Source organism: Pseudomonas sp. p1(2021b) (assembly GCF_020151015.1).
GTDB classification, from domain to species: Bacteria; Pseudomonadota; Gammaproteobacteria; order Pseudomonadales; family Pseudomonadaceae; genus Aquipseudomonas; species Aquipseudomonas putida_K.
In genome coordinates this window covers 3,675,186-3,700,488 of sequence record NZ_CP083746.1, presented here as the reverse complement: position 1 = coordinate 3,700,488, position 25,303 = coordinate 3,675,186, and the positions used below count along the sequence as shown (strand labels likewise).

Sequence of the window (25,303 nt, the reverse complement as noted above, 5' to 3'; positions counted from 1 at the left end):
CTGAATGGTGCGTCGCGCCCCGGTTCAGTCGGAATCGGGCGGCGGCTGCTCGTAACGTGCATTGAACGCCTGGATGAAACCATTGCGCAGGATCTGCAAGAACGCCTCGAACCCACTGATGTCGCGCTGGTGCACGCTGCCGCTGAGCTCCACGCGGGTGGCGAACTGGTTCTTGGGCTGGTTCTTCAGCACCGTTTCACTGGCGCCGACCAACGCTTCCCAGATCGAGCGGAAGAAACCCTTGTCCTTGTCTTCGACGTCCTGCTGCCAGTTGAACACGTCCACATCGCGCAACAGCGGCTTGATGTAGCCATTGAGCCGGCCCTTTTCGGCCTGGGCTTCGATCACCAGGTCACCGTGCCCGGCGTTGAAGTCGAACTTGCCATAGGCACTGGCGAAATCGTTGAGCCGGCGCAGCTGGATGTCGGTGGCGCGCAGGCGGAATTCGAAGTCGTCGAAATCGCTGAACGGGTCGAAGGTGGCGCGGCTTTCCACCCGGGCGTCGCCCAGCAGGCGCGCCGTGCCGTCGAAGCTGGCGTCGCGCCGGCCTTTCTCGTCGCGCACGTTGGTCAGGTTGCGGATGCTGGCCTGCAGTTGGGTGGCCTTCAGGTCCACGGGCGGCTTGGAGGTGAAGTTGCGAAAGGTCAGGGTGCCGTCGTCGATGCGCACTTCGTTGAGGGTGATGGGCAGCAGCTTCTCCAGCTGCTGGCGCCAGTCGGTGCCCTGGCCGGTCTGGGAATTGCGCTTGTTGCCACCGTCGACGAAGTTCAGCTCTGGGTGCACGAACACCACTTCGGCCACCACTGCATGGTCGTACCACAGCGAGCGCCAGCTCACCGACAGGTCGACCAGCGGCGCATCGAGCAGCGGCACCGGGACCTTGCCGGTGGTCTTGACGATCTCCAGGCCGTTGAGCTGGTAGGCGCCGCGCCACCAGGCCAGGTCGACGTCGGTAATGTGGCCGCGGTAGTCGCCCATGTCGGCCAGCCTGTCGTTGAGGTAGTCGCGCACCAGGTAGGGCAGGGCCAGGTGCAGGGCCAGCAACAGGGCAACCAGGCCGGTGACGCCGAGCAACGGCCAGCGGTAACGCGCTTTCATCGAAGGCTCTCCGAGGGCGGGTTGTCCGGTTGACCGTGCCGGGCTTGGCCGAGTTCGAACGGGCTTTACTGGCCTGTGGGGCGGGCTTACCCTTGAGGCTTTCCCTGCACGGTTAAGGACCCTGCCATGAGCCGCATCTACGCAGACAACGCCCATTCCATCGGCAACACGCCGCTGGTGCAGATCAACCGCATCGCCCCGCGCGGGGTGACCGTCCTGGCCAAGATCGAAGGGCGTAACCCAGGTTATTCGGTCAAGTGCCGGATCGGCGCGAGCATGGTCTGGGATGCCGAGAGCAGTGGCAAGCTCAAGCCGGGCATGACCATCGTCGAGCCGACCTCGGGTAACACCGGCATCGGTCTGGCGTTCGTTGCCGCCGCCCGTGGCTACAAGCTGCTCCTGACCATGCCCGCTTCCATGAGCCTGGAGCGGCGCAAGGTGCTCAAGGCCCTGGGCGCCGAACTGGTGCTCACCGACCCGGCCAAGGGCATGAAGGGCGCGATCGAGAAGGCCAACGAGATCGTTGCGTCCGAGCCTGGCAAGTACTACCTGCCGGGGCAGTTCGACAACCCGGCCAACCCGGCGATCCACGAGAAGACCACCGGCCCCGAGATCTGGAACGACACCGACGGTGCGGTGGATGTGCTGGTGGCGGGCGTCGGTACCGGCGGCACCATTACCGGTGTTTCGCGCTATATCAAGCACACCCAGGGCAAGTCGATCCTTTCGGTGGCGGTTGAGCCTGTGGCTTCGCCGCTGATCAGCCAGACCCTGGCCGGTGAGGAGCTCAAGCCCAGCCCGCACAAGATCCAGGGTATCGGCGCGGGCTTCGTGCCGAAGAACCTGGACCTGTCCATCGTCGACCAGGTCGAGACGGTCACCGACGAGGAGGCCAAGGCCATGGCCCTGCGCCTGATGCAGGAAGAGGGCATCCTCTGTGGTATTTCCTGCGGGGCGGCGATGGCGGCGGCGGTGCGCCTGGCCGAGAAGCCCGAGATGCAGGGCAAGACCATCGTGGTGATCCTGCCGGACTCCGGCGAGCGCTACCTGTCGAGCATGCTGTTCAGCGACCTGTTCACCGAGCAGGAAAACCAGCAGTAGGCGCTGGGGGCTGGGCAGCCCAATCGCCGGCAAGCCGGCTCCCACAGGGGCTGCATTGGCCGCTTGTTCTGTAGGAGCGGGCTTGTCCCGCGATTGGGCCGGCCCAGCCGCCGCGGCTGTATGGCAAGGGCTTCGCCCTTGATCGCGGGACAAGCCCGCTCCTACAGGCCTTGTCAAATCAATGAGTTATGCGTTGTTCTATGAGAGCCGGCGACAGCCTGCGATGGGCTGCAAAGCAGCCCCAAGCCCTCAAACGGTGGAGCCCCTCCAGACTCAAGGGGCCGCTGTGCGGCCCATCGCAGGCTCCGCCAGCTCCCACGAAGCAAGCGGAGCCTGGGAGCTTGTCCAGCATTACCGCTGATCCGGCGCAATGGTCGATGGCGCGCTTTGTTGCAAAATTCTCAACACTGCAGTCCGGCCCCGGTTGTTTTTACCGGGGCCGGATGGGTTTATGATGGCCGGATGATTTTGCGTGGGAGCAGGCTACGACCTGGTTTCCTCTCCAAGGAGTTGTTGCATGACCTTTTCCTTTGCAGCCAAGGCAGGTGTCCTGCTGGTGTTCTTCGGTAGTGTGCTGTTCGTGCACTTGCGCGGCAAGGCGCGCTTGCCGGTGTTGCGCCAGTTCGTCAACCATTCAGCGTTGTTCGCCCCTTACAACAGCCTGATGTATCTCTTTTCCGGCGTACCTTCCAGGCCCTACCTGGACCGCCAGCGCTTCCCGGAACTGGACGTGCTCAAGGACAACTGGGAGGTGATCCGCGAAGAGGCCATGCGCCTGTTCGACGAGGGCTACATCCGCGCGGCGGAGAAGGACAACGATGCCGGCTTCGGCTCGTTCTTCAAGAAGGGCTGGAAGCGCTTCTACCTGAAGTGGTACGACAAGCCGCTGCCTTCGGCTGAAATGCTCTGCCCCAGGACCGTCGAACTGGTCAGCCGCATCCCCAATGTCAAGGGCGCCATGTTCGCCCTGCTGCCGGGCGGCAGCCACCTGAACCCGCACCGCGACCCCTTCGCCGGCTCGCTGCGCTATCACCTGGGCCTGTCGACGCCCAATTCGGACAACTGCCGCATCTATGTCGATGGCCAGCCGTACGCCTGGCGCGACGGCGAGGACGTGATGTTCGACGAAACCTACGTGCACTGGGTCAAGAACGAGACCGACGTCACCCGCGTCATCCTGTTCTGTGACATCGAACGGCCGCTCAGCAGCCCGCTGATGACCCGCATCAACCGCAAGGTCAGTGCCTTCCTCGGGCGCGCCACCGCGCCACAGAACACCGATGACGAGCGCGTGGGCGGCATCAACCAGGCCTATGCCTGGAGCAAGCGCTTCAGCAACCGGATCAGCACCCGGGTGAAGCAGTTCAAGCGCGCCAACCCCAAGGCCTACCGCATCCTGCGGCCGGTGCTGGCGGTGGTGGTGGCCTACCTGCTGTACCGCTGGTTGTTCTGACTCCTTGGCCCAATCGCCGCGAGCCGGCGATTGGGCCCTGATCATCACGCGTCTTGCCCGGTCGCGAATACGCCGCTATAGTCGGATCCATTCACGTCCTTCCAGAAGACCTGTTCATGCCAGCCATCCCTTCCACCACTGCCTACGCTCTCGCGCCTGTCGCGGGCATGGTCGTGCGTGGCAGCCAGCAGCCGGTCATGATCAGTCACTACCCACCACCTGTCAGTGGCGTCGTAGGCGGCGTAGCTCCGCCTCCTTGCGCAGTCGTGGTGCTGGGCTGACCGGCCCCTGGCCGCACCCCACCGCACGCGCAACCTACTGAACACGGTCGGCTATCTACCTCGCTAACGCGACAGCCTGCCGTTTGGCTTTCTTGCCCAATACAGGTGGCAATACATGTCTGTCTTTTCCAAAGCATCCGTGGCCTCGGCGGCCACGACCAGCCTGTTCGTCCTGCTGTGGAGCAGCGGGGCGATCGTCTCCAAGCTCGGCCTGGCCCAGGCCAGCCCGTTCGCCTTCCTCCTGCTGCGCTCGGCGCTGGCCCTGGCCGGCCTGCTGCTGATCGGCCCGTTACTGGGGCTGCGTTGGCCGCGTACTCCGGGTGCGATCCTGCGTGCCCTGGGGACTGGCTGCGTACTGCTGGGCGCCTACCAGGTCTTTTACCTGCTGGCGCTCGATACTCACGTCACGCCCGGCGTGATGGCTACGGTGATGGGCGTGCAACCTATCCTCACCGTGGTGCTGATGGAGCGCCAGCGTTCCTGGAGCCGCTTGTTCGGCCTGGGCTTGGGGCTCGGCGGGCTGGTGATGGTGGTGTACCAGGGCATCAACCTGGGCGGGGTATCCCTGGCCGGGATGCTGTTCGCCCTGCTGGCGCTGGGCAGCATGACCTTTGGCTCGATCCTGCAGAAGCGCATCACCGACAACCCCATGGGCACCTTGCCGCTGCAGTATCTGGCCGGTTTCGCCCTGTGCGCGGTATTCGCGCCGCTGCAACCGTTGCATGTGCAATGGAATGCGAGCTTCTTCGGCGCGCTGTTGTGGATGGGCCTGGTGGTGTCGTTGCTGGCGACCCTCCTGCTGTACCGGCTGATCGCCCGGGGCAACCTGGTCAATGTCACCAGCCTGTTCTACCTGGTACCGGCGGTGACGGCGGTGATGGACTTCCTGATCTTCGGCAACCGGCTGGCACCGCTCAGCCTGCTGGGAATGGGGTTGATCGTCGTCGGCTTGTTGTTCGTGTTCCGCAAGCCTGGGTTGCGGGCGGCTGAGGCTTGAGGCCCGGGGGCCGCTCCTGCAGGGGCGGCCTTGCCTCTCGATCGCTATCTGGCCGGTCGCAGCACCAGCCACAGCGCCATGCCAATCAGCACTCCGCCATACAGGTGCGCCATCGACAGCGGCTCGTCCAGCAGCCAGGCGCCCCAGAGCACGCCGAACACCGGGATCAGGAAGGTCACGGTGCTGGCCTTGACCGGCCCGATCTCGGCCAGCAGGCGGAAGTACAGGATGTAGGCGAAGGCCGTGCACAACAGGCCCAGGCCCAGCAGCGACGACCAGACCTGCCAGCCGCCCCAGCTGGCCGGAGGCTGGGTCAGGGCGCTCCAGGCGAACAGCGGGGTCAGCAGCAAGGTGGCGCCCAGCATGCTGCCCAGGGCGGAAAGCCGGCTGTCCAGGTCGCTCAGCCAACGCCGGGCGAGAAAACCGGCGAAGCCATAGCAGGTGGTCGCCGCCAGGCAGGCCAGGGCACCTTGCAGCAGGGCCAGGTCCAGGGCCACGGGGCCTGCGCCGCTGAGGATGCCGACACCGAACAGGCCGAGGAAGATCCCGCACAGCTTGGCCAGGGTCATCGGCTCACGGAAGAACAGCACGCCGATGAGCACGCCCATCAACGGTGTGGTGGCATTGAAGATCGCCGAATAGCCCGCGGGCAGCACCTGCGCCGCCACCGAATAGAAGGTGGCCGGGATCCCTGAGTTGATCATCCCCAGCACCAGGCAGGCACCCAGCTTGCCTTGGAAGTCCCAGCGCACCCGTGCCGCCGCCAGGATGGCCATCAGCCCCAGGCAGGCGATCGATACCCGGAAGAACGCGGTCGGCACCGTGCCAAGCTCCGGGGCGATGATACGCATGAACAGGAAGCTCGCTCCCCAGACGGCGGCAAGGGTCAGCAGGCGGGCAAGGGCGGTGGGGCTCACGGTGGTCTCCAGCGATCGGCAAGGGCGCGAGTGTACGCTAGCGGGGGAGAGCGGTTCTTGTCCTTTCTTGCGGTGTGAATCCGCGCTGGCCCTATCGCGGGACAAGCCCCACCGGTGGGACGGTGTGCTGCCCCTGTTACCCGCGAAGGGCGATACCAAGAGCGGGAGATGAAACTAAGCTGACGTGTTGAACCCCAGCACAGAGGTCCTTCGCATGTCCCAGCCCTGGCCGGCGGCCGAGATCGCCCGGATGATCCTCGATGGCTTCGACGACTACCGGGAGCATTTCCGGCACATCACACTCGGTGCCCGTGAGCGTTTCGAACAGGCTCAGTGGCAGGAGACCCAGCGGGCGGCCGCGAGGCGGATCCACCTCTACGAGGCCAAGGTCAATGAAGTCAACGGTTGGCTGCGCCAAGGCTTCGCCGAGGCGGTGCTGCTGGACGTGGAGCAATGGCCGCTGGTCAAGAGTGCCTACATCCGGCTGATCGACGCGCGGCTTGACGACGAACTGTCGGAGACCTGGTACAACTCGATCTTCTGCAGCCTGTTCAGTCATGACCTGATCAGCGATGGCTGCATGTTCATCCACACCACCCGGCCCTCGATGCGTGGCCACGAACGCGCGGCGCAGACTCGTACCTACAGGCCGGACGGCAGCTTGCGCACCCTGCTGTGGGCCGTGTTTGCCGACTATCCGTTCGACGTGCCCTACGCTGACCTGGAGGGTGACGTGGCGCGCTTGGAGGGGCAACTGCGCGACTGCCTGCCGGACTGGGTGTGCAAGGACCCGGCATTGGCCGTGGAGCTGTTTTCGCCGGTGCTGTACCGCAACAAGGGCGCCTACCTGGTCGGGCGGCTGTATACCCCCGACGAGCAATGGCCGCTGGTGATCCCGTTGCTGCACCGCGAGGGCCATGGCATCGAGGCGGATGCGCTGATCACCGACGAAGCCGAAGTCTCGATCATCTTTTCCTTCACCCGTTCGTATTTCATGGTCGACGTGCCGGTGCCCGCCGAATTCGTCGGTTTCCTCAAGCGCATCCTGCCCGGCAAGCATATCGCCGAGCTGTACACCTCCATCGGCTTCTACAAGCATGGCAAGTCGGAGTTCTACCGTGCCTTGATCAATCACCTGGCGACCACCGAGGACTGCTTCATCATGGCGCCGGGGGTACGGGGCATGGTGATGAGCGTGTTCACCCTGACCGGGTTCAATACGGTGTTCAAGATCATCAAGGACCGTTTTTCGCCGTCCAAGACCGTCGACCGGGCCACGGTGATCGACAAGTACCGCCTGGTGAAAAGCGTCGACCGGGTCGGACGCATGGCCGATACCCAGGAGTTCGCCGACTTTCGCTTCCCCAAGGCCAAGTTCGACCCCCAGTGCCTGGCCGAACTGTTGGAGGTGGCGCCTTCGACCGTGGTGCTCGAAGGCGATACCGTGCGTATTCGCCACTGCTGGACGGAACGGCGCATGACCCCGCTCAACCTCTACCTCGAACAGGCCAGCGAGGCCCAGGTGCTGGAGGCCTTGGAGGATTACGGCCTGGCGATCAAGCAGCTGGCGGCGGCGAATATCTTCCCGGGCGACATGCTGCTGAAGAACTTCGGGGTCACTCGGCATGGGCGAGTGGTGTTCTATGACTATGACGAGATCAGCTTCCTTACCGAGGTGAATTTCCGGCACATCCCGCCGCCGCGCTACCCGGAAGATGAAATGTCCGGCGAGCCCTGGTATTCGATCGGGCCTCACGACGTATTCCCCGAGGAGTTTCCGCCGTTCCTGTTCGCCGATATCGGCCAGCGGCGATTGTTCAGCCGGCTGCACGGGGAGTTGTATGACGCCGATTATTGGAAGGGACTGCAGGCGGCGATCAACGATGGCCGGGTAATCGATGTGTTCCCGTATCGGCGCAAAGGGCGCTAGCCCATACCGGCCCAATCCCGCTCCCAAATGGCCGTCAGCCCTTCATGCACTTGAGCTCGGTGAAGTCGCTGCGCACCTTGGTCAGTCGCTCCAGCAAGTGCTGGCGCTGACCTGGGTTGCTCTGCCTGATCAGGTCTACCAATAGGCTGCGGGCTTGCTGTTCGGAGCGCTGGAAGGCGATGCGGTATTCCGGGGACCATAGGCTTTCCTTGCGCTGCAGCAGTTGCGCCAGGCGCGGCTCGAAGGTCGGCGCATCGCGCTGGGCCAGGACCTGCACCAGTTGCTGCTGCCAGTGCGCTCGATTGGCAATGCGCTGGCCGTCCTGGTCCCCCAGCGCCTGGGACCAGGTCAGCACGCGCAGGCGCTGGGGCGCGTTGAGCTCGCCGAACCAGGGCTCCAGGCGCTCTTCCATGCGTTGGGCGCGTTCGCTGACCTGCTTAGGCAATGGCGTCTTGTCGTATTGCGTCTGGCGCTTGTGGATATCGTCGCGGAAGGCCCGGCTCATCTCCTTGACCTGGTCGTCGCTCATGCCACGCAACAATTCGGTGGCCGACGGCGTGATCGCCTCGGCGACCCGGGCAATGGCCTGACGCGCTTCGTCGGTGCGCTGGCGCAGGGCCTGGTCGGTGACCTGATCGTTGGCCACCATTCGGCGGATCTGGTCGAGCCATTCCAGGTAACTGGGCAGCTGGGTCTGGCAATGCCAGGCCAGGTGTTGCTTGAGCCGCTGGTCGAGCCAGACCTTCTGCTGGCGGTTCATGTTCAGGTAGTCGCCCAGCGACCAGGGCACCAGCACGTCGAGGTTGCGATAGGCCAGGTCGATGCGGCTGCAGGCCACCACGGCCAGGGCGAAGCAGAGGGCGAGGAACGCGTGGCGCAGGGTCAGGAGCATGGGCCGATCCTTGCTGGGGCTTGCTTGGCAGTAGACGCAACCTGGCCACTGCAGTTCCTGGGCATGGACGGACAGGCGGCCGGGGCTGTTCAGGTGTAGAATAGCCGCCTTGTCTTGAGGATCTTCGTAAATGGCTTTGCTTGGGCGCTACAACAGTTTGCAAATCGTGAAACACACCGACTTCGGCCTGTACCTCGACGGTGGGGCTGACGGCGAGATCCTGCTGCCCAGGCGCTACATCCCCAAGGACACCGCCACCGAGGTGGACGACTGGCTGAACGTGTTCATCTACCTCGACAGCGAGGACCAGCTGATCGCCACCACCGAGAAACCCAAGCTGCAGGTCGGCGAGTTCGCCAGCCTCAAGGTGAAGGACATCAACGGCGCCGGCATCTTCCTCGACTGGGGCCTGTCCAAGGACCTGCTGATGCCGTACTCGGAAGAGTCGCGGCCGCTGAAGATCGGCGATTATTGTGTGGTGCACGCCTACCTGGACAAACGCACCCGCCGCATCACCGCCACCGCTCGCCTGGACCGCTACCTGGATCGCACCCCGGCCGACTACCAGGCCGGCCAGCCGGTCGAGCTGTTGGTGGCCGGGCAGACGCCGATGGGCTTCAAGGCGATCATCAACAACCGCCACTGGGGCCTGATCCACAAGAACGAGGTGTTCAAGTTCCTGCGTTCGGGCATGCACGAGAAGGGCTACATCAAGGAAGTGCGCCACGACGGCAAGATCGCCCTGAGCCTGCAGCCAGTGGGCAAGGTGCTGGCCGACAGCCTGCCCGAGCAGATCATGGCGCGCCTGGAGGCCGCCGGCGGTATGCTCGAGGTCTGCGACAAGAGCGACCCGGAGGTGATCAGCCGGCTGTTCAACGTCAGCAAGGGCAATTTCAAGAAAGCGATTGGCGCGCTGTACAAGCAGGGCCGTATCGTCATCCTTGACGATCGTATCGAGCGAGCCTGATCAGGCCTGCAGGAAGGGCGTGAAGTCCAGCTGCTCGCCACCGGGGCGGGTGTCGCGTAGCAGCGAATCGCGGTCGGCGCTCAGGGCCAGGCTGATGGTCGAGCGACGCTTGCCGGGGTGGCGGACTTCCATCTGTTCCTGATGGGCACGCAGGAAGTTGGTCGGCACCTTCAGGTGCTGCAGGGTGTCGGTCTCGGGGGTGTGCAGCAGCAGGTTGACCCAGTCGGGCTGGCCCTTGCGCAGCAGCGCCGTCGGCACATCGAACCACCACAGGTTGCGCTTGCGGTCGAGGATCGCGAACAAGGTGTTGTCGCGGTTGAGCACCGGCCGTTCCAGCACTTCGTTGCGGCGGGCGATGGCGGTGGGTTTGTCGAGTTTCATGCAGGTTCCTGCGGGTTGACGCTAGAAAGGCCTGGTATTGTGCGTTGGGCGCTGCTGGCGAACAAGCCCGGCTTGCTCCCATAGTGCGTGCCCGGCATAGCCCATTGCGTAGCCATTTCTTCGGTGTGTCCGGGATTGAGCAGCACCGCACCTGGCGTGGTCTATTAGACTTGCATCATTGAAAGGGCCTACCGCCTGCCAGTTGGCCTTGCCTGACACGATCTTGCGGCGAAAGGAGACGCTATGATTTTCCCCGACCTGCGCGGTTTGCCCCTGCACCGCGTGCTGGTGCGCACCGTTCGCGAATTTCTCGATGACGAGATGTCCACCTATGCTTCCGCGCTGGCCTACCAGATGCTGTTTTCGCTGTTCCCCTTCCTGCTGTTCCTCATCGCCCTGATCGGCTTCCTGCACCTGCCGGACTTCTTCTCCTGGCTGCGCTTGCAGTCGGAGCTGGTGCTGCCGCCCCAGGCCTTGGAGCAGGTCAACCCGGTGATCGACCAGTTGCAGCAGTCCAAGGGCGGGCTGCTGTCGGTGGGTATCGTCATTGCCCTATGGACCGCCTCAGCCGGCGTACGCCTGATGATGAGCGCGATGAACGCCGCCTACGACGTGCCCGAAGGGCGCCCGGTGTGGAAGCGCCTGCCGCTGTCGATCATCTATACCGTCGGCATCGCCGGCATGCTCTTGGCGGCTGCGGCACTGATGGTGCTCGGGCCGCAGGTGATGGAATGGATCGCCGCCCAGGTCGGCATGCAGGAAGTGATCGTCACGGTGTGGACCATCCTGCGCTGGCCGTCGATCATCATCCTGATGATGGTGGCGGTGGCATTGATCTATTACGTGATGCCGGATGTGAAGCAGGAGTTTCGCTTCATCACCCCAGGCTCGGTGCTGGCGGTCGTCGTATGGATCATCGCCTCGCTGGCGTTCGGGTACTATGTGAAGACCTTCGCCGATTACAACGCGATGTATGGCAGCATCGGTGCGATCATCGTGCTGCTGCTGTATTTCTACATCTCCGCCGCGGTACTGCTGTTGGGCGCGGAAATGAATGCGGTCATCGAGCACATGTCGAGCGAAGGCAAGAACCCAGGCGAGAAGGAAGCCGCTGGTCATGCCACCCAGCAGACCCTGACCGTGCTCGGCCATGAGCACCCGGTCGAGCCCCAGCCCAGCGAGCCGAACCCGCGATGATCCGTGACATCCTGAAGATGGGCGACGAGCGCCTGCTGCGCATCGCCCCGCCAGTACCGCAGGCGCTGCTCGGCAGCGCCGAACTGCAACAGTTGATCGACGACATGTTCGAGACCATGCGCCATGTAGGGGGCGTGGGCCTGGCCGCGCCACAGGTCGGCATCGACCTGCAGTTGGTGATCTTCGGCTTCGAGCGCAGCGCGCGCTACCCCGATGCCGAGCCGGTACCGCAGACGATTCTGCTCAACCCGGTGATCACGCCCGTGGGGATGGAGGTCGAGGACGGCTGGGAAGGCTGCTTGTCGGTGCCCGGCCTACGCGGCGTGGTGCCACGCTTTCGGCATATCCGCTACGAAGGCATCGACCCACAGGGCAACCCGATCAACCGCTTCGCCGACGGTTTCCATGCCCGGGTGGTGCAGCACGAGTGCGACCACCTGATCGGTCGCCTGTACCCTTCGCGCATCCAGGATTTCAGCCGGTTCGGCTACACCGAGGTGCTGTTCCCCGGGCTGAATGCCCGCGACGACTGACCTCGTACCATCGCCACCAGGCGCTTGCTGCGCTGGTAGCGCGTCAGGCGTGCGTTCAGGGCGTCAGGCAGGTCATCGGTGAGGGTAAAGCCAACGCGCTGGTAGAACGCTTCCAAGTCCGGATGGCAGAACAGCCAGGTAGGGGCCGCGTTGGCGGCCAATGCTGCCTCGATCAAGTGCGTGGCGACCTGCCGACCACGCCATTGCGGCGCCACGAACAGACCGGTGAGCCAACGGCCATCGGCCACGGGGCTCAGGTTCAGGCCGCCGACGATGCCATCGGCCCGCGCCACCCATGATTCGCCATCGCCAGCCGCGCGCATGCGCGAGCCGTGCTGGCGGTAGAAGTGGTCGAGCAACTTGCGTTCGAGGCGGATGAGGGGGCGGCAGTCAAGCACAGGCATCGTCGTCATGTGCCGATTGTGACATCACAATGGCTGACCTGCAGCCTCCCTGGTGCAGGCCTGTCATGAATTGTTGCAGGCCACGCAAGGGTGATTGTCCGGGTTTGGGGTTCAACTATTACCGGCGGGGAGTAGAATTTTCTACATCCCCCGTACGCAGCGGGATCGGTACTTCGTGTCATCTCGAAGTCGATGACAACTTCTCCGCGCCATTTCCGGCATATGAAGTCAATCGATCAGCTTGATTGCTTTTAAGGCCATACACCATGAAACCCTTACTGATTCTTGCATTGGTCGGTATGTCCTCGTTCGCCCTGGCAGACGAGGTCAAGACCGCCTCCACCCAGCCTGTTGTCGAGCAGTACGACTATTCCACGAACCTGGACATCAAGCGGGTGATCAGCCTTTCGACCATCCCCAACGTCTGCGAAGTGGTGCCCGCCACCATGACCTATGAAGACCACCAGGGCCAAGTGCACACCATCCAGTACCGCGCCATGGGCGAAGGTTGCAGCCAGGGCTGAAACGCCGGCGCCGCCTTCGACCTTGAGGGAGATAGCCCAACCCTTCGGGCTGCGCTGTCGCGCTCGAATTGCCTTCGGTTGGTTTAATCCATGCAAATACGGTCCAGGCTCCGCTTGCTTCGTGGGAGCTGGCGGAGCCTGCGATGGGCCGCAAAGCGGCCCTTGAGTCTGGGTTCCCGCGTTTGAGGGCTTGGGGCTGCTTTGCAGCCCATCGCAGGCTATCGCCAGCTCTCATAGAACAACGCATAACTCATTGATTTGACAAGGCCTGTAGGAGCGGGCTTGTCCCGCGATCAAGGGCGAAGCCCTTGCCATACGCCACTTGTTCTCTGCGCGACAGCGCAGCCCAAAGGGCTGGGTGATCTCCCACCGAGATTGCGCCGCTTTCAAGACTTGCGAAATCCCTGTGGGGGCGGTGCGGCTGTGTCTGCTGAAAAATCCTGAATAGGTATCGAGGAAAAAGTGCAATCTCATTTTGATAGCATTTTTCGATGAACACTCGATACCGCAATATCCTTCATACGATTTTCAGTACGCCGACCATGGCCTCGCTGCCCGCATTGAATACGATGAGCGCGATGACATTTTCGTCGGCCATGTGCTCGGTATGCGCGACATCATCAGCTTGCACGCCTGTTCCGTAGCCGAGTTGCACGCGGCTTTCCGGGCGGCGTTGGAAGATTACCTGGCCGATTGTGTCGAGCGGGGCGTGTCACCGGAAAAACCCGCCTCCGGCAAGGTCATGCTACGTATCCGGCCGGAGGTACATGCGGCGGCCAGTATTGCGGCCCGAGCAGCGGGCAAGAGCCTCAACCAATGGGCCGACGAGATCTTCGAGCAAGCTGCGCGGGCCTGACATCCACGCTGCAAGCCAGGCACAATGCGCCTCTTCTCGAGCCGTAGCGAATACAGAGTGCCCCATGCCTTTTTCGAATGGATTCCTTCTGAGCCTGTCTTTGTGCCTGGACATCGGCGTGGCCAACATCGCCATGATCACCCTGGCGATGCGCCGCGGTTTCATGCAAGGCCTCTGGCTGGGCTTGGGAACGTGCGTCGGTGACCTGATCTATGCCGTCGCGGCGTTGGCGGGCATGACCGTGCTGTTGCAGTTCGAGGCGGTGCGCTGGACCTTGTGGCTGGGCGGCTCGGCACTGTTGGTGTGGTTTGCGCTGAAGATGGCCTTGGCGGCCTGGCGTGGCGGGCACCTGGAGGCCCGTGGGCAGGTGGTGATCGAGCCGGCCTGGCGCGAATTCCTGCGAGGGATGTTCCTGGCCATGTCCTCGCCCAGTGCCATCCTCTGGTTCGCTGCGGTGGGTGGGGTGCTGATCTCCCGTTCCGGTGCCGGTGGGCTGCTGGAGGCCGGGTTGTTCCTCGGAGGCTTCTTCGCCGCTGGGGTGGTCTGGTGCCTGGCCCTGTGTGGCATCGCCAGCCACGGCGGGCGTCTGCTGGGGGATCGTTTGCTGACTTGGTCGTACCTATTGTCGGCGGCGATTTTCTGCTACTTCGCGGGGTACGTGATTCTCTCCGGTTACCGTGAGTTCATTCTGGCCAGCCCGGCGCCATAAGCCTGGTTCATAGCGTGGACCAGTCGGACTGCCGTACGGGCCGTCGCGGATGCCACAAAAAAGATTTTCAGCGCGGTGTCGATTTCCCCGATTCCAGTTCGACCAGTCATGAAGGCACCGGCTTCACCCGGTGCCACCCACTCATGAGCGATCGGAGGAAACACCGATGAACACCGCAGCCGAAACCGAAATCCGCCAATTGATCGAAGGTTGGATGCAAGCCGTGCGTGACCGCGACCTCGATGCGATCACCGCGCCCTATGCCGACGATATCCTGGCGTTCGATGCCATCCAGGAGCTGCAATTCAAGGGCAAAGCGGCCTACCGGGCGCATTGGGAGATGTGCATGGGCATGTGCACCGGGCCGATGGTCTTCGAACTCGCCCAGTTGACCGTGCATGCCGACGGTGACCTGGCCCTGGCCCATTGGCTCAACCGCTGCGGCCCGGCCGACGACGAAAGCCAATGCGGCTTCATGCGCGCCACCGTGGGCTATCGTCGTAGGGGCGGGCAGTGGCAGGTCATCCATGAACACTGGTCGGCGCCTTTCGACATGCAGACCCAGAAGGCGCTGTTCAACCTCAAGCCCTGATACCGCTCATCGGCAATTGCCCGCGACCCCCGCATTGGAGACGACCATGAAATACCTGTGCCTGGTCTATTGTGACGAAGGGCTGCTGCACAGCTTGCCCGACAGCCCCGAAGACGCCGAATGCATGGCCTACGCCGAATCGCTGCAGGGGTCCGGGCGAATGCTCGCGGCCGAGGCGCTCAAGCCTGTGCAGACCGCCACCACGGTACGCGTGCGGGGCGGGCGCATGAGCCTGACCGATGGCCCGTTCGCCGAGACCAAGGAACAGTTGGCCGGCTTCTACCTGGTCGATGCCCGCGACCTCAACGAGGCGCTGAACATCGCCAAGGGGATCCCGGCGGCGCGGGTCGGCAGCGTCGAAGTGCGGCCGGTGCGCGAGCTGCAACCTTGACAATGGAGAACGAGCATCATGAGCCTTGCACAACCAGGCCTGGCCCAGGCACAGCATGAGCTGGCCATCAGCCGCCTGATCGATGCACCGCCGGCCAAGGTGTTCCGCGCCTGGACCGAACCCCAGTGGCTGAGCCAATGGTGGGGGCCCCATGGCATGACCACCCCTGAATGCGAGATGCAACTGTGGGTCGGTGGCCTGTTCCGCACGTTGATGCGGGCGCCCGATGGCGCCGAGTACCCCAACCAGGGTGTCTTCCTGGAAATCATCGCACCGCGGCGGCTGGTATTCACCGATGCGTTCGCCCCGGGCTGGGTGCCGTCGGGCAAGGCTTTCATGACCGCGGTGATGACCTTCGACGAAGAGCAGGGCAAGACCCGCTACACCGCCCGGGCCTTGCACTGGAGTGCTGCCGACTGCCGCGCCCACGAAGAAATGGGGTTCTACCAGGGATGGGGCGAAAGCCTGGACCGCCTGGTGGAGGTCGTGACCCAGCGGATGCCGGACTGATGGTTGATGCCGAACAGGTGCGCGGGGAGGTCGAGGCGGTCTACCGCCGCGACTCCCGGCGTATCCTGGCCACCTTGATCCGCCTGCTCGGCGATTTCGACCTGGCCGAGGAGGCGATGCATGACGCCTTCTTCATCGCCGTCGAACGTTGGCAGCGGGACGGCATCCCGGACAACCCCCGGGCCTGGCTGGTCTCCGCAGGCCGTTTCAAGGCCATCGATGCCTTGCGCAGGCGGGCTCGCTTCGACCGCTCCCAGGCTGACCTGATCATGCTTCTGGAAGGGGAGGGACAGGACCCCAGCGAGGAGGAACTGCTGGTGGACGACCGCCTGCGCCTGATCTTCACCTGTTGCCACCCGGCCCTTGCAGCCGATGCCCAGGTACCGTTGACCCTGCGTGAAGTATGCGACCTGACCACCGAGCAGATCGCCCGGGCGTTCCTGCAAAGCCCGGCGACCATCGCCCAGCGCATCGTCCGCGCCAAGGCCAAGATCCGCGATGCGCGCATTCCCTACCAGGTCCCAGCCCTGGGTGAGCTGCCCGAACGCCTGGAAAACGTGCTGCGGGTGGTGTACCTGGTGTTCAACGAAGGGTACTCCGCGTCCTCTGGCGAAGACTTGGTGCAGCGCGAACTGTGCGACGAGGCGATCCGCCTGGGGCGCTTGATCGCCCAACTGCTGCCCGATGCCGAGGTGCTCGGGCTGTTGGCATTGATGCTGCTGCAGGCGTCGCGCTTGCGCGCCCGCACCGATGCGACGGGAGAGTTGGTGCTGCTCGACCGCCAGGACCGCAGCTTGTGGGACCGTGCGCAGATCGACGAAGGCTGCCAATTGGTGCAGCAGGCGTTGCGCAGCCGTCAGTTCGGCGCCTACAGCGTACAGGCAGCTATCGCAGCAGTGCATGCCGAGGCGCCCAGCGCCGAGCAGACCGACTGGGAGGAAATCGTCGGGCTTTATGATGTGCTACAGCGCCACTGGCCGTCACCGGTGGTCGAGCTGAACCGGGCGGTGGCGCTGGCCAAGCGGGATGGGGCGAGGGCGGGGTTGCAGGCGATCGAGGCGATCCTGGGGCGGGGCGAGTTGCTCGACTATCACCTGGCCCATGCCGCGCGGGCCGAACTGCATCGGCAGTTGGGGCAGGATGAGCAGGCCCGGGTCGCCTGGCGCCAGGCACTGGCGCTCACCCGGCAAGGGCCGGAGCGGCGGCATATCGAGCGGTGTCTGCGGGAGTTGGGGTGAGAAAGCGCTGAGCAAGCGCAAGGCCCGTGGGAGCGGGTTTACCCGCGAATACCGTGTGGCATGCTTTGCGGGTAAACCCGCTCCCACAGGGGCGGCGTATCAGCTGGCGACGAAATTCGGCGGGGTGACCAGTTCGACGGTCTGCTGTTTGCGCGGTGCGAGGATCTCGGCCACGCCTTCGACGACCAGTTCGTCGTTCTGGTTGTACACGTTGGTGGCGATACGCACCTTGAACTTGGGCAGTTTCTCGAGAATCTCAAGGCGCACGGTCAGGGTGTCGCCGATCTTCACCGGCTTCTGGAAACTCATCTGCTGGCCCAGGTAGATAGTCCCGGGGCCCGGCAGGGTGCAGGCCACCGCGGCGCTTATCAAGGCGCCACTGAACATGCCATGGGCGATGCGCTCGCGGAACATGCTCTTGGCCGCGAACTCGGCGTCCAGGTGCACCGGGTTGTGGTCACCGGACATCGCGGCGAACAGCTGGATGTCGCGCTCCTGCACGGACTTTTCATAGCTGGCTTTCTGCCCGACTTCGAGGGCTTCGTAGGGCGTGTTGGTGACCTGGGTCATCGGGGCTTCCTTAGGAGGGCGGACGGGGAAGTGTACATCATTCACTGCGCGCAGGGCGGCCAAGGGCCAGGGCCTGCTCCAGCCAGCCGAGGATATCGGCGGTGACCTCGTCGCGGTTGGTTTCGTTGAGCAGTTCGTGCCGGGCCTCGGGGTACAGGCGCAGTTGCACGTGCCGGTTGCCGGTCGCGCGCAGGGCCGCGGCCAGACCTTTCAGACGCTTGCCGGCACTGACCGGATCACATTCGCCGCCGATCACCAGGATCGGCAGGTTCGGGTCGATCTGCGCCAGGTTCTTCGGCTGGCTGATCTGCGCCAGGCCCTGGAGCAGGTCGACCCACAGCTGGTTGCAGCAGCGAAAACCGCACAGCGGGTCGGCGATGTACTGGTCGACTTCGTCAGCATCGCGGCTGAGCCAGTCGAAGGCAGTGCGGTTGGGCTTGAAGGCCTTGTTGAACGAGCCGAACGACAGCCAGTCGAGCAGCGCGCTCTTGCCCTGCGGGCCCTGGCGCCAGGTTTCGGCACGGGCCACCAGGGAGGCGGCGCGGTACAGCAGCGGGGGGTGGAAGTTCGAGCCACTGAGCACGGCGCCATGCAGGCTGGCGCTGTGGTGCATCAGGTACGCCTGGGCGATGTAGCTGCCCATGCTATGGCCGAACAGGAACAGCGGCGTACCTGGAAATTGTTGGCCGATGTGCTGGGCAAGCAGGCCCAGGTCGTTGACCACGGTGGTCCAGCCATGATGGCGGGCGAACAGGCCCAAGCAGCCCAGCTCGGCAGTACGGCCATGACCCCGCAGGTCCGGGGCGAGCAGCGCGAAACCGGCATCCGCCAGGGCGTGGCCCAGGCGTTGGTAGCGACCGGCATGCTCGGCCATGCCATGGGCCAGCAGCACCACGGCCTTGACCGGGGTGGTCGGCAGCCACTGGTGGACATAGAGGCTGCAATGCTCGCTGGCAGGCAGCCAGAAGGCGTCATGGGGCATGGAAGGTCCTTTGCGCACGGCTTCGAGACAGTGTATGCGCAATGGCGTCGATTGCAGGAAGACAACAAATAAGATTCACAATGTTAATGGCGGCACTTGGCTTGTATGCCACCTGCGTCTTACCTGCTAACGTCGGTTCAACACCCTTTTGCCTGTGTGGGCAAAGAGGTAGGGACAGCTTCGGGCAGAGGAACAACTATAAATGCAAGCCGACTTCTGGAACGACAAGCGCCCGGCGGGCGTGCCTTCCACCCTCGATATCAATGCCTACCAATCCGTGGTCGATGTCTTCGAACGCTCCTGCAAGCGCTTCGCCGACCGCCCGGCTTTCAGCAACCTGGGCGTGACCCTCAGCTATGCCGACCTCGACCGCCATTGCGCGGCATTCGCGGCCTGGTTGCAGCAGCACACCGATCTCGTTCCAGGCGACCGCATCGCCGTGCAGATGCCCAACGTCCTGCAATACCCTATCGCCGTGTTCGGTGCGATGCGTGCCGGCCTGATCGTGGTCAACACCAACCCGCTCTATACCGCGCGCGAGATGCGCCATCAGTTCAAGGACTCCGGCGCCCGCGCCCTGGTGTACCTGAACATGTTCGGCCAGCGCGTGCAGGAGGTGCTCGGCGATACCGACATCCAGTACCTGATCGAGGCGAAGATGGGCGACCTGCTGCCCACCGCCAAGGGCTGGCTGGTCAATACGGTGGTCGACAAAGTGAAGAAGATGGTCCCGGCCTACAACCTGCCCCAGGCCGTGTCGTTCAAGCAGGTGATGCGCCAGGGCCGCGGCCTGTCGCCCAGGCCGGTGGCGCTGGCGCTCGACGACATCGCCGTGCTGCAGTACACCGGCGGTACCACCGGCCTTGCCAAGGGTGCCATGCTCACCCACGGCAACCTGGTCGCGAATATGTTGCAGGTGCTGGCGTGCTTCGCCCAGCACGGCCCCGACGGCCAGCGGCTGATCAAGGACGGCGAGGAGGTGATGATCGCGCCGCTGCCGCTGTACCACATCTATGCCTTCACGGCGAACTGCATGTGCATGATGGTCACCGGCAACCATAACGTGCTGATCACCAACCCCCGCGACATCCCGGGCTTCATCAAGGAGCTGGGCAAGTGGCGGTTCACCGCGCTGCTGGGCTTGAACACGCTGTTCGTCGCTCTGATGGACCACCCCGGTTTCAAGGCCCTGGATTTCTCCGCCCTCAAGGTCACCAACTCAGGCGGCACGGCGCTGGTGAAGGCCACCGCCGAACGCTGGGAGCAACTGACGGGCTGTCGCATCGTCGAGGGCTATGGCCTGACCGAAACCTCTCCGGTGGCCAGCACCAACCCCTATGGCGAGCTGGCACGCCTGGGCACCGTGGGCATCCCGGTGCCGGGCACGGCGTTCAAGGTCATCGACGACCAAGGCAACGAACTCCCCCTGGGCGAGCGGGGCGAGCTCTGCATCAAAGGACCACAGGTCATGAAGGGCTACTGGCAGCAGCCCGAGGCCACCGCCACCACCCTGGATGCCGAGGGGTGGCTGAAGACGGGGGATATCGCCGTGATCGACCCCGACGGTTTTACCCGTATCGTCGATCGCAAGAAGGACATGATCATCGTCTCGGGCTTCAACGTGTACCCCAACGAGATCGAGGAGGTGGTCATGGGACACCCGAAGGTCGCCAACTGTGCTGCCATCGGCGTGCCGGACGAACGCTCCGGGGAGGCGGTCAAGCTGTTCGTGGTGCCCCGTGAGGGTGGGTTGGATGTCGAAGAGCTCAAGGCATTCTGCAAAGCCAATTTCACCGGCTACAAGGTGCCCAAGCACATCGTGTTGCGCGATTCATTGCCCATGACGCCGGTGGGCAAGATCCTGCGCCGCGAGCTGCGCGATATCGCCTGATCTCTGGCGGGCTGCCGAACAGGCAGACTAGGATGAACCGCTCTAGCCTGCCTTTTTCGGCCTGAATTGCGACGTTTTGGTTAAATACTCTAAAAATGACCTATATAGTTCTTTGAGTCATTTTTGTGACCGATCGGGCCGATTCGGGCTCTAGTCGACCCTTGGCAAAGCTGTTACTCTCGGCGCGCTTTCGGATGATCCGGTTTGCAATGAGCCGTCATCTCATATCAATAATAAACGCACAATGCGTGACGAATTGGCTGTTGCTGAAGGAGCGGGCTTCCATGATCGAAAATTTTTGGAAGGATAAGTACCCAGCCGGAATTACGGCTCAAATCAATCCTGACGAATTCCCCAATATCCAGGCGGTACTCAAGCAATCCTGCCAACGCTTTGCCGACAAACCGGCCTTTAGCAACCTGGGCAAGACCCTGACCTACGGTGAGCTCTACACGCTCTCGGGCGCTTTCGCCGCCTGGCTGCAACAGCATACCGACCTCAAGCCCGGCGACCGCATCGCCGTGCAATTGCCCAATGTCCTGCAATACCCCGTAGCCGTGTTCGGCGCCATGCGCGCCGGCCTGATCGTGGTCAACACCAACCCGCTGTACACCGCGCGGGAAATGGAGCACCAGTTCAACGACTCCGGCGCCAAAGCCCTGGTATGCCTGGCCAACATGGCCCACCTCGCCGAGAAGGTGGTGCCCAAGACCCAGGTCAAGCACGTCATCGTCACCGAAGTGGCCGACCTGCTGCCGCCGCTCAAGCGCCTGTTGATCAACAGTGTGATCAAGTACGTGAAGAAGATGGTGCCGGCCTACAACCTGCCGGGCGCCGTGCGCTTCAACGATGCCCTGGCCCTGGGCAAGGGCGGCGCGGTCACCGAGGCCAACCCTCAGCCCAACGACGTCGCGGTGCTGCAGTATACCGGCGGTACCACGGGGGTTGCCAAGGGCGCCATGCTGACCCACCGCAACCTGGTGGCCAATATGCTGCAATGCCGGGCGCTGATGGGCTCCAACCTGCATGAGGGGTGCGAGATCCTCATCACCCCGCTGCCGCTGTATCACATCTATGCGTTCACCTTCCATTGCATGGCCATGATGCTGATCGGCAACCACAACGTGCTGATCAGCAACCCGCGTGACTTGTCGGCGATGGTCAAGGAGCTGGGCAAGTGGAAGTTCAGCGGCTTCGTCGGGCTCAACACCTTGTTCGTCGCCCTGTGCAACAACGACGCCTTCCGTGCCCTGGACTTCTCGGCGTTGAAGATCACCCTCTCCGGCGGCATGGCCTTGCAGTTGAGCGTGGCCGAGCGCTGGAAGGCGGTGACCGGTTGCGCCATCTGCGAAGGCTACGGCATGACCGAGACCAGCCCGGTGGCGGCGGTCAACCCGGCCGAGGCCAACCAGGTCGGCACCATCGGCATTCCGGTGCCTTCCACCCTGTGCAAGGTCATCGATGACAGCGGTCGCGAACTGGGCCTGGGTGAGGTCGGCGAACTGTGCGTCAAGGGCCCGCAAGTCATGAAGGGCTACTGGCAGCGCGAGGACGCCACCGCCGAGATCCTCGACCAGGACGGTTGGCTGAAGACCGGCGACATCGCGGTGATCCAGCCGGACGGCTACATGCGCATTGTCGATCGCAAGAAGGACATGATCCTGGTGTCCGGCTTCAACGTGTACCCCAACGAGCTCGAAGATGTGCTGGCTGGCTTGCCGGGCGTGCTGCAGTGCGCGGCGATCGGTGTACCGGACGAGAAGTCGGGCGAGGTGATCAAGATGTTCATCGTGGTCAAGCCGGGCATGACCCTGACCAAAGAGCAGGTGATGGAGCATATGCGCGCCAACGTCACTGGCTACAAGGTGCCGCGCTACATCGAATTCCGCGATGCGCTGCCGACCACCAACGTCGGCAAGATCCTGCGTCGCGAGCTGCGCGATGAAGAACTTAAGAAACAGGGCCTGAAGAAAATCGCCTGACCCACTGTCGACGCGCATCCCTGTAGGAGCGGCCTTGTGCCGCGAAAGGGCTGCCAGGCAGCCCCCGCTTTTTCTGCCTCCCTGATGAGCCCCGGGGCCGCTTTGCGGCCCTTTCGCGGCACAAGGCCGCTCCTACAGAGGGCACGGAGTCAGCGCAGTTTCTCGAGCATCTGGTAGTACCACATCCCCGCCGCCAGCAGCGGGTTGCCCAGCAGATCCCCCATCGGCACCTTGATGTGCTTGCACGCTGCGAAGGTGTCGAATTTCTCCAGCGTCCCGGTCAAGGCTTCGGCCATGATCTCGCCCATGATGTGGCTGGTGGCGATGCCATGCCCTGAATAGCCCTGGCAATACCAGACGTTGTCCGAAAGCTTGCCCAGCTGCGGGATACGGTTGACCACGATGCCCATGGCGCAGCTCCACTTGAACTCGATCGGCACGCCCTTGAGCGCCGGGAAGGTGCGCTCGATGCAGGGGCGCAGCTCGCCTTCGATGTCCCGCGAATCCTTGCCTGAATAGTTGGCGCCGCCGCCGAACAACAAGCGTTTGTCGGCTGTCAGGCGGTAGTAGTCGAGGACGAAGCGGCAGTCGTATACCGCAAGATCCTGGGGGTTGATCTGCTCGGCCAGTTCACCCAAGGGCGCGGTGGTGACGATGCCGCCCATGGCCGGGAAGATCTTGCCCTTGAGCTGGCGCTTTTCCAACTTGTGGTAGACATCGCCTGCCAGCAGCACCTGACGTGCCTCGATGCGGCCCCGGGCTGTGACCACTGCAGGGCGTGGGCCATGGATGATGTCCAGCACTTCGGAGTTCTCGAATACCAGCGCGCCCAGGGAGTGGGCGGCACGGGCTTCGCCCATGCATAGGTTGAGTGGGTGCAGGTGCAGGTTACGGGTGTTCTTCAAGGCCCCCAGGTACAGCGGGCTTTGCAGATGCTGGCCGACTTCGGTGCGGTCGAGCAATTGCACCTGGCCGCCCATTCCGCGGCGCAGGGCTTCGTCGTAGCTGGCTTGCAGCTCGTCCATGTGCGACGGTTTCATGGCCGCATGCAGGTGGCCGCGCTTGAGGTCGCAGGCGATACCGTAACGTTCCACGCGTCGTTCGATGATCTGGTGCCCGCGCCAGCGCAGGTGCCAGATGAAGTCGTCCACCTCGCTGCCCAGGCGCTTGCGCATCTGCGTGCGCATGGCCTCGTCGCCCGAAAGGCTGCCGGTGACCTGGCCGCCGTTGCGCCCGCTGGCGCCCCAGCCGATCCGGTTGGTTTCGACGATGGCCACCTTCAGGCCACGTTCGGCCAGCTCCACCGCCGTGGCCACACCGGTGAAGCCGCCGCCGATAATGGCCACGTCGACCTGCTCGGTGCCGGTGAGCGTCGGGTAGGCGGTCGGGTCGTTGAGCGTGGCGCTGTAGTAGGACGGCGCTCGTTGCGCCGTCGGGTCGTTCGATGCTGCGTTCATGTCGATTCCTTCAAACGGATGAGGCTCATGCCTGGTGCAGGTACCAACGCCAGTCCTGCTCGCCGACTTCGGCCATGAACTGGCGGTACTCGGCGCGCTTGACCTTCAGGTAGACCCCGAGGAAGGCCTCGCCCAGGGCCTCCCGGGCCCACGTCGAATGCTCCAGGGCCTCGAGGGCGGTCAGCCACTCGGTGGGCAGGTGCTCCTTGGCTTGGGCGTAGCCGTTGCCTTGCACCGGCGCACCAGGGTCGAGCTGCTCGCGTACACCCCGGTGGGCGGCGGCGAGGATGGCCGCGGCGGCCAGGTACGGGTTGGCGTCGGCACCGCAGATACGATGCTCCACGTGCCGGCTGTTGGCTGGTCCACCCGGCACGCGCAGGCTCACGGTCCGGTTGTCGACGCCCCAGGTCGGCGCCAGGGGCGCGTAGCTGTTGGCCTGGAAGCGCCGGTAGGAGTTGGCGTTGGGGCAGAACAGCAGCAGCGATTCGCGCAGGTGGCGCAGCATGCCGCCGACCGCCTGGCGCAGCAGCGGGGTACCCGCTGGATCGTCGCTGGCGAACAGGTTGTTGCCCGCGGCATCGGCCAGGCTCAGGTGCATGTGCATGCCAGTGCCGGCCAGGTGGGCGAAGGGCTTGGCCATGAAGCAGGCCTGCATGCCATGCGCGTTGGCGATGCCCTTGACCAGGCGCTTGTAGCGCACGGCCTGGTCCATGGCCTGCAGGGCAGGGCCGTGTTCCAGGGTGATTTCCACCTGGCCGGGCGCGTATTCGGAGATCGCCGTGCGTGCGGGGATGCCCTGGGCCTTGCAGGCGGCATAGAGGTCGGCGAGGAAGGGTTCGATCTGTTCGAGCTCACGCAGCCCGTACACCTGGGTGGCGTGTGGGCGACCACCGTCGCTGTCCAGTGCCGGTTGCGGGCGCCCCTGCGCGTCGCGTTGCTGATCGAGCAGATAGAACTCCAGCTCGCAGGCCATCACCGGGTGGTAGCCGTCGGCCTCGAGCGCTTCGAGGGTGCGCAGCAATACATGACGCGGGTCGGCCACGCTGGCCGGCAGGCCCTCGCTGGGGTGCATGCTCACCTGCACGGCGGCGGTCGGCACGCGTCGCCAGGGCAGGCGTACCAGGCTGCCTTCGAGCGGGTAGGCGCGGCAGTCGATATCGCCTACGTCCCAGACCAGGCCGGAGTCTTCCACGTCCTCGCCATTGAGGGTCAGGCCAAGGATGGTACTGGGCAGAGGACGGCCGCTTTCGTACACCGCCAGCAGCTCATCGCGGTGCAGCAGCTTGCCACGAGGCACGCCGTTGGCGTCGAGGATGAACAGTTCGAACAGCTCGATATCAGGGTTGTCGGCCAGGAAACGCCTGGCCTGGTCGGGGTTGGCAAAATGCATGATGTTCGCTCGCGCCCGCAGGCGCACAGGACCACCGCGTACAGGCGGCGGGTCGTACCA

At 64.0% G+C, this 25,303-nt stretch carries 26 protein-coding genes; 17 read left to right on the top strand and 9 right to left on the bottom strand.

The window, feature by feature from the left end; translation table 11 throughout:
- Window positions 1–24: 24 nt before the first annotated feature.
- The gene (locus K8374_RS17100; RefSeq protein ID WP_224456501.1) at window positions 25–1,098 is read right to left on the bottom strand and encodes a DUF748 domain-containing protein; all 1,074 of its coding nucleotides are present in this window, start codon (window positions 1,096–1,098) and stop codon (window positions 25–27) included.
- Window positions 1,099–1,224: 126 nt separating this feature from the next.
- Between K8374_RS17100 and cysK the strand changes: the two genes are divergently transcribed.
- The 4 genes from cysK (at window position 1,225) to K8374_RS17080 (ending at window position 4,930) form a co-directional block, all read left to right on the top strand.
- A complete protein-coding gene (cysK, locus tag K8374_RS17095) occupies window positions 1,225–2,199 on the top strand; it encodes a cysteine synthase A (RefSeq protein WP_224456500.1) in 975 nt (324 codons plus the stop codon).
- Between the two features lie 517 nt (window positions 2,200–2,716).
- Window positions 2,717–3,652, top strand: coding sequence for an aspartyl/asparaginyl beta-hydroxylase domain-containing protein (locus K8374_RS17090; RefSeq protein ID WP_224456499.1), 936 nt, complete (start codon window positions 2,717–2,719; stop codon window positions 3,650–3,652).
- A gap of 116 nt (window positions 3,653–3,768) precedes the next feature.
- Complete coding sequence (locus tag K8374_RS17085; protein ID WP_224456498.1) at window positions 3,769–3,933, top strand: hypothetical protein; 165 nt, start codon at window positions 3,769–3,771, stop codon at window positions 3,931–3,933.
- Window positions 3,934–4,048: 115 nt separating this feature from the next.
- A complete protein-coding gene (locus K8374_RS17080) occupies window positions 4,049–4,930 on the top strand; it encodes a DMT family transporter (RefSeq protein WP_224456497.1) in 882 nt (293 codons plus the stop codon).
- Window positions 4,931–4,974: 44 nt separating this feature from the next.
- Here K8374_RS17080 and K8374_RS17075 read toward each other — a convergent pair whose 3' ends face one another.
- On the bottom strand, window positions 4,975–5,847 hold the full coding sequence (locus K8374_RS17075) for a DMT family transporter (protein ID WP_224456496.1): 873 nt from the start codon (window positions 5,845–5,847) through the stop codon (window positions 4,975–4,977).
- Window positions 5,848–6,061: 214 nt separating this feature from the next.
- Between K8374_RS17075 and aceK the strand changes: the two genes are divergently transcribed.
- On the top strand, window positions 6,062–7,777 hold the full coding sequence (aceK, locus tag K8374_RS17070; RefSeq protein WP_224456495.1) for a bifunctional isocitrate dehydrogenase kinase/phosphatase: 1,716 nt from the start codon (window positions 6,062–6,064) through the stop codon (window positions 7,775–7,777).
- Window positions 7,778–7,811: 34 nt separating this feature from the next.
- Here aceK and K8374_RS17065 read toward each other — a convergent pair whose 3' ends face one another.
- Window positions 7,812–8,669, bottom strand: a complete 858-nt coding sequence (locus K8374_RS17065; protein WP_224456494.1) for a DUF6279 family lipoprotein — start codon at window positions 8,667–8,669, stop codon at window positions 7,812–7,814.
- A 130-nt stretch (window positions 8,670–8,799) separates the two neighbouring features.
- Between K8374_RS17065 and K8374_RS17060 the strand changes: the two genes are divergently transcribed.
- Entirely contained in the window at window positions 8,800–9,636 is an 837-nt protein-coding gene (locus K8374_RS17060; protein ID WP_084858402.1) for a S1 RNA-binding domain-containing protein, read from the top strand.
- Here K8374_RS17060 and K8374_RS17055 read toward each other — a convergent pair whose 3' ends face one another.
- The gene (locus K8374_RS17055) at window positions 9,637–10,017 is read right to left on the bottom strand and encodes a hypothetical protein (RefSeq protein WP_084858403.1); all 381 of its coding nucleotides are present in this window, start codon (window positions 10,015–10,017) and stop codon (window positions 9,637–9,639) included.
- Window positions 10,018–10,260: 243 nt separating this feature from the next.
- Between K8374_RS17055 and K8374_RS17050 the strand changes: the two genes are divergently transcribed.
- Both K8374_RS17050 and def read left to right on the top strand, forming a co-directional pair.
- On the top strand, window positions 10,261–11,214 hold the full coding sequence (locus K8374_RS17050; protein ID WP_196146328.1) for a YihY/virulence factor BrkB family protein: 954 nt from the start codon (window positions 10,261–10,263) through the stop codon (window positions 11,212–11,214).
- Window positions 11,211–11,747: a peptide deformylase gene (gene def, locus K8374_RS17045; RefSeq protein WP_224456493.1), complete on the top strand. Its 537-nt coding sequence runs from the start codon at window positions 11,211–11,213 to the stop codon at window positions 11,745–11,747. The genes K8374_RS17050 and def overlap by 4 nt, the downstream gene beginning before the upstream one ends.
- On the opposite strand, the gene K8374_RS17040 is transcribed toward def, so the two are convergent.
- Window positions 11,702–12,151: a GNAT family N-acetyltransferase gene (locus K8374_RS17040; RefSeq protein ID WP_411969649.1), complete on the bottom strand. Its 450-nt coding sequence runs from the start codon at window positions 12,149–12,151 to the stop codon at window positions 11,702–11,704. The genes def and K8374_RS17040 overlap by 46 nt on opposite strands.
- Before the next feature lie 266 nt (window positions 12,152–12,417).
- On the opposite strand from K8374_RS17040, the gene K8374_RS17035 reads away from it, so the two are divergent.
- The 7 genes from K8374_RS17035 to K8374_RS17005 all read left to right on the top strand — a co-directional run bounded on the left by K8374_RS17035 (window position 12,418) and on the right by K8374_RS17005 (window position 16,971).
- The gene (locus K8374_RS17035) at window positions 12,418–12,675 is read left to right on the top strand and encodes a DUF2790 domain-containing protein (RefSeq protein ID WP_224456492.1); all 258 of its coding nucleotides are present in this window, start codon (window positions 12,418–12,420) and stop codon (window positions 12,673–12,675) included.
- 502 nt (window positions 12,676–13,177) lie between these two features.
- On the top strand, window positions 13,178–13,531 hold the full coding sequence (locus tag K8374_RS17030; RefSeq protein WP_224459344.1) for a type II toxin-antitoxin system HicB family antitoxin: 354 nt from the start codon (window positions 13,178–13,180) through the stop codon (window positions 13,529–13,531).
- A 64-nt stretch (window positions 13,532–13,595) separates the two neighbouring features.
- Window positions 13,596–14,240, top strand: coding sequence for a LysE family translocator (locus tag K8374_RS17025; protein ID WP_224456491.1), 645 nt, complete (start codon window positions 13,596–13,598; stop codon window positions 14,238–14,240).
- 166 nt (window positions 14,241–14,406) lie between these two features.
- Window positions 14,407–14,832 (top strand): YybH family protein, encoded by a 426-nt coding sequence (locus tag K8374_RS17020; RefSeq protein WP_224456490.1) that lies wholly within the window; start codon window positions 14,407–14,409, stop codon window positions 14,830–14,832.
- A gap of 46 nt (window positions 14,833–14,878) precedes the next feature.
- Window positions 14,879–15,223: a YciI family protein gene (locus tag K8374_RS17015; protein ID WP_084858410.1), complete on the top strand. Its 345-nt coding sequence runs from the start codon at window positions 14,879–14,881 to the stop codon at window positions 15,221–15,223.
- An 18-nt stretch (window positions 15,224–15,241) separates the two neighbouring features.
- Window positions 15,242–15,733 (top strand): SRPBCC family protein, encoded by a 492-nt coding sequence (locus tag K8374_RS17010; protein WP_084858411.1) that lies wholly within the window; start codon window positions 15,242–15,244, stop codon window positions 15,731–15,733.
- Window positions 15,733–16,971 carry an RNA polymerase sigma factor gene (locus tag K8374_RS17005; protein ID WP_224456489.1) on the top strand — a complete coding sequence of 413 codons (1,239 nt, stop codon included), beginning with the start codon at window positions 15,733–15,735 and terminating at the stop codon, window positions 16,969–16,971. The genes K8374_RS17010 and K8374_RS17005 overlap by 1 nt, the downstream gene beginning before the upstream one ends.
- A gap of 99 nt (window positions 16,972–17,070) precedes the next feature.
- On the opposite strand, the gene K8374_RS17000 is transcribed toward K8374_RS17005, so the two are convergent.
- Window positions 17,071–17,541, bottom strand: coding sequence for a MaoC family dehydratase (locus K8374_RS17000; protein WP_196146519.1), 471 nt, complete (start codon window positions 17,539–17,541; stop codon window positions 17,071–17,073).
- 37 nt (window positions 17,542–17,578) lie between these two features.
- Entirely contained in the window at window positions 17,579–18,523 is a 945-nt protein-coding gene (locus K8374_RS16995; protein WP_224456488.1) for an alpha/beta hydrolase, read from the bottom strand.
- A 202-nt stretch (window positions 18,524–18,725) separates the two neighbouring features.
- Here K8374_RS16995 and fadD2 point away from each other — a divergent pair, with 202 nt between their 5' ends.
- A complete protein-coding gene (gene fadD2, locus K8374_RS16990; protein ID WP_224456487.1) occupies window positions 18,726–20,414 on the top strand; it encodes a long-chain-fatty-acid--CoA ligase FadD2 in 1,689 nt (562 codons plus the stop codon).
- 284 nt (window positions 20,415–20,698) lie between these two features.
- Window positions 20,699–22,396 (top strand): long-chain-fatty-acid--CoA ligase FadD1, encoded by a 1,698-nt coding sequence (gene fadD1, locus K8374_RS16985; protein ID WP_084858416.1) that lies wholly within the window; start codon window positions 20,699–20,701, stop codon window positions 22,394–22,396.
- A 149-nt stretch (window positions 22,397–22,545) separates the two neighbouring features.
- On the opposite strand, the gene K8374_RS16980 is transcribed toward fadD1, so the two are convergent.
- Complete coding sequence (locus K8374_RS16980; protein WP_224456486.1) at window positions 22,546–23,853, bottom strand: NAD(P)/FAD-dependent oxidoreductase; 1,308 nt, start codon at window positions 23,851–23,853, stop codon at window positions 22,546–22,548.
- Between the two features lie 25 nt (window positions 23,854–23,878).
- Window positions 23,879–25,243 carry a glutamine synthetase family protein gene (locus K8374_RS16975; protein ID WP_224456485.1) on the bottom strand — a complete coding sequence of 455 codons (1,365 nt, stop codon included), beginning with the start codon at window positions 25,241–25,243 and terminating at the stop codon, window positions 23,879–23,881.
- Between the last annotated feature and the right edge of the window lie 60 nt (window positions 25,244–25,303).